Annotated in this window: 10 protein-coding genes; 4 read left to right on the plus strand and 6 right to left on the minus strand. The window is 35.6% G+C overall.

Features of this window, described 5'->3' with window-relative positions; genetic code table 11:
* The 4 genes from P8I29_02840 to P8I29_02855 all read left to right on the plus strand — a co-directional run.
* Positions 1–189, plus strand: a 189-nt coding sequence (locus P8I29_02840) for a hypothetical protein (GenBank protein MDG1916732.1), incomplete at its 5' end; no start/stop codon positions are given.
* 66 nt (positions 190–255) lie between these two features.
* Positions 256–507 (plus strand): T9SS type A sorting domain-containing protein, encoded by a 252-nt coding sequence (locus P8I29_02845; protein ID MDG1916733.1) that lies wholly within the window; start codon positions 256–258, stop codon positions 505–507.
* 110 nt (positions 508–617) lie between these two features.
* Positions 618–2,066: an MBOAT family O-acyltransferase gene (locus tag P8I29_02850; protein ID MDG1916734.1), complete on the plus strand. Its 1,449-nt coding sequence runs from the start codon at positions 618–620 to the stop codon at positions 2,064–2,066.
* Positions 2,066–2,977, plus strand: coding sequence for a hypothetical protein (locus tag P8I29_02855; GenBank protein MDG1916735.1), 912 nt, complete (start codon positions 2,066–2,068; stop codon positions 2,975–2,977). Before P8I29_02850 ends, P8I29_02855 begins: the two co-directional genes overlap by 1 nt.
* Here the strand turns inward: P8I29_02855 and P8I29_02860 are convergent.
* The 6 genes from P8I29_02860 to P8I29_02885 are packed head-to-tail and all read right to left on the minus strand — an operon-like array spanning position 2,966 to position 10,702.
* Positions 2,966–4,210, minus strand: coding sequence for a glycoside hydrolase family 2 TIM barrel-domain containing protein (locus P8I29_02860; GenBank protein MDG1916736.1), 1,245 nt, complete (start codon positions 4,208–4,210; stop codon positions 2,966–2,968). The two genes, P8I29_02855 and P8I29_02860, sit on opposite strands and share 12 nt — an antisense overlap.
* Positions 4,210–5,040 (minus strand): glycoside hydrolase family 16 protein, encoded by an 831-nt coding sequence (locus P8I29_02865; GenBank protein MDG1916737.1) that lies wholly within the window; start codon positions 5,038–5,040, stop codon positions 4,210–4,212. The genes P8I29_02860 and P8I29_02865 overlap by 1 nt, the downstream gene beginning before the upstream one ends.
* Positions 5,037–6,149 (minus strand): hypothetical protein, encoded by a 1,113-nt coding sequence (locus P8I29_02870; protein MDG1916738.1) that lies wholly within the window; start codon positions 6,147–6,149, stop codon positions 5,037–5,039. Before P8I29_02870 ends, P8I29_02865 begins: the two co-directional genes overlap by 4 nt.
* Complete coding sequence (locus tag P8I29_02875; protein MDG1916739.1) at positions 6,130–7,143, minus strand: hypothetical protein; 1,014 nt, start codon at positions 7,141–7,143, stop codon at positions 6,130–6,132. The genes P8I29_02870 and P8I29_02875 overlap by 20 nt, the downstream gene beginning before the upstream one ends.
* 3 nt (positions 7,144–7,146) lie before the next feature.
* Positions 7,147–8,817, minus strand: a complete 1,671-nt coding sequence (locus P8I29_02880) for a hypothetical protein (GenBank protein ID MDG1916740.1) — start codon at positions 8,815–8,817, stop codon at positions 7,147–7,149.
* 10 nt (positions 8,818–8,827) lie between these two features.
* Positions 8,828–10,702, minus strand: a complete 1,875-nt coding sequence (locus P8I29_02885) for a hypothetical protein (GenBank protein MDG1916741.1) — start codon at positions 10,700–10,702, stop codon at positions 8,828–8,830.
* Positions 10,703–10,913: the final 211 nt, after the last annotated feature.

Here is a 10,913-nt window from a genome sequence, read left to right on the forward strand (position 1 = left end):
ATGTCTTGGGATACGCCAGAAAGTGGTGCTCCAGACCATTACTTCTTGGAGCTGACTAACGTCACTACAGGTCAAGTATGGGCATGGAACAACGTCGCTGGTTCGGATAACTCTAAGACTAAGTTTGGTTTAACTGCTGGAGATTACTCTTGGAGAATCCGTGGTGCTTGTGGTTCTAGCGGTACTTAATGGTCAACTATTTTCTCACAGCCTGTTGAATATACTTTAGGTGGAGCGAGATTAGAGAACAGTACTGTGGCTAACTTGGATGTGTATCCTAACCCATCAAGAGACATCTTTAACGTTACGTTTACTTCTGAGGAAGCTCAAACAATGACGGTTAAGGTGGTTAACATGATTGGCAAGGAAGTATTTGCTGAAGAGTTAACCGAGTTTATTGGTCAGTACACGCAAGTGATTAATATGAATACGCAGCCAAAAGGTGTTTATTTCTTAGAAATAATAACTCCTAATGGTGGTATCAACAAAAAGATTGTTCTTCAATAAGAACTAAATATATAATTCTAAAAAACCCTCTAATCAGAAATGGCTAGAGGGTTTTTTTGTATCATTGCTATAACCTGCATTTACTTATGTTTGCAGAAGAATATACTTAGATGTTATTTAACTCTTTAGACTTTGCTTTCTTCCTACCTATTGTTTTTGCTTTGTATTGGTTGGCAAAGAGGAATATTAAATTACAAAATACCATTCTTTTAATCTCTAGTTACTATTTCTACGCTTGTTGGGATTGGCGATTTCTTTCTCTCATACTCATTAGTAGTTTGGTAGATTTTCTTGTAGGCATTGCATTATCTAATCAAGAGCATGTAGTAAAAAGAAAAGTACTGCTTTGGACGAGTATAAGCGTCAATATTGGATTCTTGGCTTTCTTCAAGTATTATAACTTTTTCGTCGAAGAATTTGTTGCTGTCTTTTCAATGTTTGGTAGAGAAATACAAGCCAATAGTCTGAATATCATTTTACCAATTGGTATTAGTTTTTACACCTTTCAAACATTGAGTTATAGTATTGATATATACAAAAGAAAGCTAGAGCCTAGTCGTGATTTCATCGCTTTTTCAGCATTTGTATCCTTTTTCCCACAATTAGTTGCTGGACCTATAGAGCGTGCCAGCAATTTACTCCCACAATTTTTACGTCAACGAACATTTGATTATAGCAATGCGGTAATGGGTATGCAACAAATACTTTGGGGCTTATTCAAGAAAATGGTAATTGCGGATAACTGTGCTGAATTGGCTAATATGATATTTAATAATTCTGCTGATTATTCTGGTAGCACCTTATTGTTAGGAGCTATTTTCTTTTCATTCCAAATATATGGTGATTTCTCAGGCTACTCCGATATTGCTATAGGAACAGCTCGATTATTTGGCATCAAGCTTATGAAGAATTTTGATTTTCCTTACTTCTCAAGAGATATCGCAGAGTTTTGGAGAAGGTGGCACATCTCCCTTAGTAGTTGGTTCAGAGATTACGTCTATATTCCGCTCGGGGGTAGTAGGGTGAAGAAAGCTAAAAATATTAGAAATGTATTCATCGTATTTGCCGTTAGTGGATTGTGGCACGGTGCCAATTGGACATTTTTAATATGGGGCATTCTTAATGCTATTTTCTTTTTACCACTATTATTATTAGACACAAACCGAAACCATTTGGACATCGTAGCAAAAGGAAAACTATTCCCTAGTTTTAAAGAGCTTATAGCTATCTTATCGACTTTTGGCATAACTGTGTTGGCTTGGGTGTTCTTTAGAGCAGAATCGCTAACTCACGCAATATCTTACCTTGATAGTATGTTTAATCTTGATTTGTTTTCAATACCTCATATTATGGATATGCCTAAGGTGAAAATCAGTCTTGTTTTGCTTACTTTATTTGTATGCATTGAATGGTTGGGAAGAGAAGGAGCCTTTGCTATTGATGTTTTAGAAAAAAAATTAAATGGTGTACAGCGTTTAATTCTTTATAGCTTCATTGTGTTTCTTATAGGTATGTATAGTCCCACTAGCGAAAACCCTTTTATCTATTTTCAATTTTGATGATTCGTTTTTTAAAACATAGCGTGTTATATGCCATTGTAGTTTCACTTCTCTATGTATTATTCATTATGCTTTGGGGTAGTTTTTTGTCCATCGACTTAAATACGAATATGGTTTTCAAACAAAGAGGTGGACATCTTCATACACGAATATCTGAAATTCCTAACTACCGCAATATTGATATATTGTTTGTGGGCTCATCACACGCTTATAGAGGTTTTGACCCTAGAATTTTTGATAAAGCAGGCTTATCGTCCTTTAATTTAGGCTCAAGTAGTCAAGCGCCTGTTCAAAGTTTGGTTCTATTGAAAAAGTACCTCAATCATATTCAGCCCAAATGTGTGGTATTCGAAATATGCCCTCAAGTTTTTAGCTCGGATGGCGTGGAGTCTAGCCTAGATATTATTTCTAATGACACCATAGATTGGCACAGTACAAAAATGGTTTTTGAGATTAACAATTTTAAAACCTATAATACATTCATTTACTCAGCTGTTCGTCAATATTTTAAGCTAGATAAAAATTTTATTGAAGAAAAAACCATTGGCAAAGACACTTATATTTCTGGTGGATATGTCCAAAGAAAAGAGCAGGCGTTTGATGGTAGTCATGATACTATAAAATACGAAATAAAAGAAGAGCAATGGTATGCTTTCGTGGAAGTGATTGAGCTATTAAAAAATGAAGGCATTGTTGTCGTTCTTGTTCAAGCGCCAGTGAGTAGTTTTGAATATTCAAAATTTGACAATCATAGCCTCTTTGATAGTACTATGAGTAGTTATACGAGATATTATAATTTCAATACTATTCTAAATTTGGACGATAGCCTACACTTTTACGATTCGCACCATTTAAATCAAAAAGGTGTTGAAATTTTTAATAATACGCTAATAGAGCTGTTAGTTCACTAAAAAAGGAATGTTGGCTGTTGCGCCTTTTTCTCCGTCTTTAATGACCACAAACAAACGGTACTTACCACTTTTAGAAGGTGCTTTAATTGTAAAGCTAGACTTAGAGAAAACTTTTTGAAAAACTGCTGTTGGAGCTCTTTCAAAATCCCCACCAGCTTTAGTATCAGTACTTTCTGGCACGATTTCTATATGGTAGCTAAGTTTATCATCATTAGGGTCGTAAGCATCAATATCTACTTGCATAGGACTACGATTATCCAACTTAACATTCTGATAAGCGTCTTGAGAATTAATGGTAAAAGCATTCAAATCTGGAGCTAAATTTTTTGGTTTTTTGCCTGACCATTTCTCTATGAGAACATCCATCACACTGGTCTGTGTGCCGTCTTTAAGGAAAAGTCCATACCAAGAAGATGTTGTTTCTTGCTTAAAACCCCAAAGAAAAACATAAGAGCCTAAACAGTTGGTGGAGTCGGCAAATATCATTTCATAACGCTCTTTATATGATTTTGCTTTTTCTGTACTGGTCTGCTCAATAGGTATGCCCCAATCTGTTTTTGGCGATTCCCAATGACCATTTGGCCCCCATTCTGTTATCATATAAGACTTGTCCCAGCCATAATAGGGTAACGATTCAAGAGCAAATCCTAAGCCACCATAAGTATTAACCCCTAGTAGATCTAGAGCAGGAGCATACTTTTGTATGAGCTTGACTTCAGCAACATCTAAACCAGCCGTGACTGTTGTTACTGGGTGATGCGGATCTTTAGATTTAATCATTAGAGCTATATCGTTGATGTGTTTCCAAACATCAAAATTAGAATAGAATAAGTCTACTTCATTTCCTACCGCCCACATTAATAATGCTGGATGATCTTTCACTTCATCAACGACTTTTGCAAATTTTTCCAATTGAAGTTTTATCCCTAATTCATTACTCCAATCGAATCCGTGCCTTTCGTGCTGAGCCCAAAATCCCAAACATACCGTCAAACCTAATTCTTGAGCTTTATCCAGATACATTTTAGCGTTATCGGCAGACCATGTTCTAAACGAATTAGCACCGTATTCTTTGGCTTTTTCTAAATTTTCTAAGCCTCCTACACCCTTAATGTAGTATGGTTCGCCACCTCTTAATAATTGGTAGCCCGTTTCAGATTTAACTATTTCTACAGGCACTACCTGAGCAAAGGCAATGGAATGTATAAATATGAAAATAAATAAATACCTCATTAGTTACTTAATTTTTGATAAACACGAACGTAATCTACTAACATATGATGCGTCTCCCCATTAAGATTTGGCGTACCGCCAAGCGTACCACCAACAGCCGTGTTTAATATTATATGAAACTCTTTATCAAAAGGCCAGTTATTGTCAAGAACACTATCACTTGTTCGAACAACTGTTTGTACTAATACATCGTCAACATACCATTTAACGGTTGACAAATCCCACTCCACAGAATAGGTATGAAACTCATTAAAGTAATTCAGATTGGTATATGGAATATCCGTACCTATTAGCGGCCCTGTATGGTGCATCGTTCCAGCGTAAAATATATCATTATTGTTGTTAGCAAATTCTAGAATATCTATCTCGCCAGAAAATGGCCAGATTTCTTGAGGGAAACTTGGCAACATCCAAAAAGCATGCCATATACCAACAGCATTATCCAATTTAATAGAAGCTTCTACCTTTCCGTAAGTAAAATCAAATTTGTTCTTGGTGTTTATCCTAGCAGAAGTGTAATTTTTGGTTTGATTAGAACCGCATGGGTCTGAATATAATACGAATTCAGCTTTGGATTCAATTTGCAAAAAATCATTATCTACGATTGTAGCATTTTCTTTTTTATAGTATTGATCTTCAAAATTTCCCCATCCGTTAAGGTTAACACTGTACTGACAACCCGTACCTATTTCGAAATTCCATTTGGCTTCGTCTATGCTTTCTCCTTGAAAATTATCTTCAAAAACTAAAGTATAGTCTGGGTTATTATAAACAGTTTGCTCACACGACCACAAGAATAAAAGGATAAATATGTAGCTTAAGTACTTCATTGTTTGACTAATTTCATTTCATAAATTACCATTGAGCCCCCATTTTCATTACCAACAAATTGAAACTGCTTCATTCTATCTAAAACAAATTGCTTTTCTATTAATTCAAAATCTGAAAGCGGAATGTTCAATGTTGAAACACTATCGTTTTGGTTTTCGATAATGTAATCTTTAGCTGCTAACTCTGAGCTTTTACCTGTGTAATCTTCCAAAATGATTTTGAAAGGAGAAAAATCAGAAGATAGTTCGATTTGTAAAGCCGTTTGTTGGACTATACCTCTCAAATTGAAAGCATACCAATTGTGCCAATTAAAACCCCAACGGTTATAAAACTTACACGAGTTCCATTGCCAATGAATTTGACTGTCTTTCTCCATCAAGCTATGGCAATCGTTGGATCCGATATTCCATGCTAACTCCTGAAAGTTCGAGGGATAAATAGTTTGATTAGGATTTCCTCTAGGCCTCATATCCTCTACATCAGCTAACATTTGTGTGTAGTCTTGGTCAGAAAAGGGCACTAGTTTGATATCATCAAGGTAAACTTTTCCAGCTCCTTCTAGCTGGATAATCATTTGCTTAATGTTGGTGGGGTCTACACCTTGATAGGTGAAGTTGTATCTCGATAAAGGAATATTAATAGTTGTCCATTGATCCGTAGTAATGCTCAAGCGATTAGCAAAGTCTTTGAACTCAGAAAAGACATAAGAATTGCCTCCACCATAATCTTCTAGACCAATAACAAAAGGAATAGATTTTTGCTCTGCTTCTACAGCTTTAACACGAAAAGATATGGCAGAGGTATTAATATATTCACTAATATCATCAGATACAAAGCTAGACCAACTATTACCAAAGCCTACCCAATCACAGTTTACTTTATTCCAATCTAAAAGAATAACATTGTTACCATCTTCTTTTACGATGTTGAACTCAGCACAACCATTTAAGTTTAGCCATAGTAAGCCTAATGTCTCATCAAAAAATACTTTTTCTTGTTGAGTGTCATCTTGCTCGGGCTCTATATCGTATACCGCAATAGGCTTAAACTCCATACAAGCGGTCAGAAGAAATAAAACAGGTAAAAGACTAAGGTTTATAACTTTCATTTTCTGTAAATGCAATAAAATCAATATCTGTGTTTACGTTAAGGTTCATATTCTCCGGACATGTTGGTCCGTCAGGCGCTTCTTCTGCTGGGCATGACAAACACATGATTTCAATTTGATTAATTCTTCCAGGTTCTCTCAAATTGTTAACCGAAGCTGACTCAAGAACAAAGTCCGAATAAGGCAATGAAAACAATTGCCAATCTGACCAGTTAACAGGATTTATTTCGGCAGAATATTTTTCGCCATTAGCTAGTGTTGCACCGTCACCCTCTCTAATGATAATTTTAAGGAACTGGTTAGCTGGCACTTCACCAACCATTCCGCCTATGGTAGCCATATTAAAATACAACAACAAAGGGGATGTTGATGAAAACATATCCATTTCTTGAACAGGAATTTTTATCGATGTTAAAAGGTAATCGTAGGGTACATAGCCTCCCATATGAAGGTATTTTGAGCCTACAGCTGCTGAGTCTTCTGTAATTACCAAATTAGCACCAGCTTGTACTAAAGGCAGGGTATTTAAAGGAAATCCGTCTTCAAAATCTGCCATTACCTTCAAACCGTCTTGAAGTGGTTTTAGTGCATCAATATTAACTGTTGTTGACATTTCTAAAGAAGTGTCGTTATCAGAAAGCGTAAGAGTAGCCTCGCACGACTCTTGTGTGAAAGATGGGAAATCATCTGATGTGCCATTCCAAGAAGTGTTATCAAAATCTAACTTGTTTGAATAGCCTGAGAACGTTTTACTTGCTCCTGTTTGAGTACCCACGACTGTAAGGTTCCAGTTGAGGTTTTTTGACCATTGTGCCTCAAAAAAACGTGGAGATGTGTATGAAAAGTTAAAGTTTGAAGTATTTGATTTTAAAGAATCTAATACCAACAATTCACCGAATTGATCGTTAAGGCTACCACCTAAAAAATCTGAATCTCCCCTTTCACACGAAATGAAAGTAATTGCAATTAATAGTACTAAAAAAATATTTTTCATATCCTAAAAATTTAATCTGTACAATAGTTGAAACTGGTTTATTTTATATTCTTGCTCAGCTTGTTGAACAAAAGAACTTGCCGAAGCAGTTAATGTTGAACGCTCGTTAAAATTAACCATTAAACCTATTGAGTTTAACATTTGATGATTGTCGCTATAGCTTGTTGGTTCAAAATACAAGGGGTCGTTATAAGAATCGTAAACGGCTAATAATTCATTTCCATCAGCAGTATGGTATTTAGTTCCCCAAAGTAGCGATATGTTTTCCGATAAATCAAAGTCAAGACCGAAGTCAAACAGCATAGATGTTAGCTCAATCGCTTCATAAGCTTGTCCGTCTCTAGAGGTTGACTCATACGATAAACCTGCATTTACCGACCATTTCTTATAATCGTAATCGGCTTTAGCAACAAACTTCATAAATGATTTTAAAGCGCTTGTTCCTGAACCAATTATTTCAGACATTATATAGAGGTCTGAAGATAGATTAAGCTGTTCTTTGATAGTGAATTCGTCTAAACTAACGGAAAAGCCTTTTCTGTTAGGTGTTGCTAATCCGTATGGCATAACATTGCTGAAAGCAGGATTGTATGCATCTAGTTGGTTATCGAAAGTATTATAATACAATACGTCGTTGTACAAGTAGTCCAACAAGCCCATATTTCTAACTGCTAAATTGTTGCCTAAAGTTGGAAACACATTACTACTAGATGAATATCCTAAACGTACGTTTTGAGCTGATGGAGAACGGAATTGTGGTCCAGTATTAATACCATTTACACTCAATTTTATGGATTCACTTGGCGCAAAACTTAAGCCCAAATTCCAAAAGTAATCTTGAATGGTAAGCGTCTCATCTTCTGTTAAGTCTTCATAATTAGCCTTTGATGTTCCTCCCTCATAGTGTAAACTAAACTTGGGCAATTCAGGCAAATTAACAGTTGCCGAAACGGTATTAACCGAGTTATAATACAAATTCAAATCATTAACTGTGTTTTTCAAGTCGTGCAAATTGACTGAGTGAAACATCAATAAACCGTATGAGGTATTTAAGCCCATTTGCCCACCCGACAACAATCTTTCGGGCGATGCAGAAGCTGCATCAGCAACTTTATTTCTCGTAGAAAATAAGGCTACATCCAAAGATTTAAATGTGGCACTGTTTAAGTCAAAGCCAAAATTAGACTGAACACCTTGTTGCCTCCAAGCATTACCATTGTAATAATGCTCATAGTCAATAACCTCTCTAGCCATTTGATAAACTGTTGCTTCATTTACGACATCTTGGTAGTCGTTGTTATACAAGGTGTAAGGGGTCATTTCTAAATCCAGATCACCAACCTTATAACGTATAGCATCGTTAACCACACCTTTAAGTGTAAGCTTTCTTATTCCATAACTAACAGCCCCTCCCCAAAAGCCGCCTAATTCATTTCTGAGTCGGAGTTCAGTAGCGATTTCTGTACTTGCACTTGGACGCAACAAAATACCTAAGTCTATTAGAGAATGACCATAATTAGCCTTAGAAATATTCATAGTGTCGCCATCCACCTCGTAGCCTTGGTGTAAAATATTTGTTTTGGAAACACCATAAAATTCAACCTTTTTGACCCTCTCTTGTGCCACCGTTGTAATGGTAGTAAAAACGAAAAAACATATTGCGATTAATCTCATATTCTATGTTTTAAAAAGTAACTTTTAATTCTAGCGTTGTTTCGTGACCGTTGTTATTATCTAATTCAAAGTTTCTGTCTTCAAATGAAAAATAACGGTGACGCAAATACAATGCTGTATTTTTAGATAAACTGTAATCTACACCCAGACCTATGCCCATGCCCGTTTGAAATCGAGGCATAAAGGTGTCGTAATTAATATCTGTTTCATAATTTCCAATAACTCTTTCTATACCTAAATAAGCCGTCAGAATAGTTCTTGGGCTTAATGACAAGTAATTTTCAAACTCATGAACATATTGACGGATATAAGCATCTTCTGTAAGTACTACAAAAGGAGAAAACTGGGTTTGAGCAGAAGAAAAAGAACCTAGATAAAAGCAATAAGACTTAAACTTATTGAACTTATATTCATACTTGGCTTGTATTTCAAAACTGTTGAAGTGCTTATCATCCTTAATTTTTCCTTCTTGTATATTATCCAAATTTACTGTTTCGTAAACACCTCTATACAATTTACTTATTCGACTGTAAGGACCCACATGAGAAGGGTATTCCCATCTGTAAAACTCAGATAATACTAGTGAATTAACTCTACGACCATAGGTCAATTGCGAGGTTATTCGTTCCAATTCTTTTGAAATGGTTTGACCTAAACTAAGCTTAAGCTTCTTGACATTAAACTCCGTATTTATAGAAACACCTGTTCTATTGTTCGCCAAACTTCCAACTCCTAACAAAGCACTTCCGGTTTGTGTAAGTACTCGGCCTAGCTCAGGGTCTTCTGGCTGAGAATCATCAATGGATGTATTTACAATTTCTGAATTATTATTATAAACATTTGTGCCAATGTAAAAATACTCAATATCAAATGGCAATAATGTTAATTTTTTAGTGGTCTTTATCTTAGCTGCTAATGCAAAATCATAATCTAAATCATTGAACTTTGAAAGCCCTAATTCACCAACTAGGGTAAACTCTTTGCCTTTAAATAAGTAGTCTAAAGAGTGAAACTCATAACGGTTCATATCTGTACCTGTAGAATCTAGATAAGCATAACCGTTTATGGTATTAAAGCTAATGTCACCATTATCAAGTGTTTTCAACAAACGACCTCCCAAAATGTAAGATGGCAATAATGAAGAATAAAACTGGGTATTTAAAAACTGTACAGACTGCTGATAAGCGTCGTTGTAAACATTATTAAATTGAGCTCCACTTGATTCTGCTTTACCGTATAAAAAAGTGAAGTTAAGTCCATAAGGCAACGCACCCCCATCTAGAGCAAACCCTTGAAAGGCTTTATTTCCCCAACGTACATCTTGTTGAACGCTACCACGGTTGTAATAATCCGAATAGCGTTGACTAAATATAGAGTATTGCGGGTCCCAAGGATTTCTATCAAAAAGAGTGTATCTATTAAACCCTTCTCCTGTCTTCATTGTAAATCGACTAAGCCTTAACCAGTGAATACCACCTGTTTTAACATTATAGTTTCCAAAAGGAGTTTTAAAAGAACCGTAAAGATTTATTCCCAAATTCAACCCTCGGTAATATTCAAACTGCCCTGTCTTCTGATTCCAAAAAGTTAAATCAGTACCAAAAGATACATTTTTGCTTGGGTTAGCATTAATGTTAAGTGTAAGTTCTGGTAGTTGTGTGGCATCTCCTAAAAGTATTGCCTTTTTAATTAAGCGAGCTGTGTCTAGTCCATTTACTGAAGTAATGTAGGGGTTGACAAAATGCCTGTGCTGAACAAAAAATCTATACGAGCCTGAAATGTTTAAACTCTTGTGAATTTCAGGCTTGGTTTCAATAAAATTTTGTGAAAATCCAGTTAAGGAAAAAACGCAAAATAAAAGTGAAAGTGAAACTTTTTTACACACGGAACTTGCTAATTGTAAATTTTACACAAAGATAGGTAAATAATCCAAAATTAAAGTCAAAATCAAACATAAAAAAGCCCCGAACATTGCTGCTCGGGGCTTTCATCAATCTATTTAAAAAGGATTATTGAAGAACAATCTTTTTGTTGATACCGCCTGTAGAAGTCGTTATTTCTAAGAAATAAACGCCTTTTGGCTGCGTATTCATGTC

This window comes from Flavobacteriales bacterium (assembly GCA_029248105.1).
Lineage (GTDB): Bacteria > Bacteroidota > Bacteroidia > Flavobacteriales > UBA7312 > UBA8444.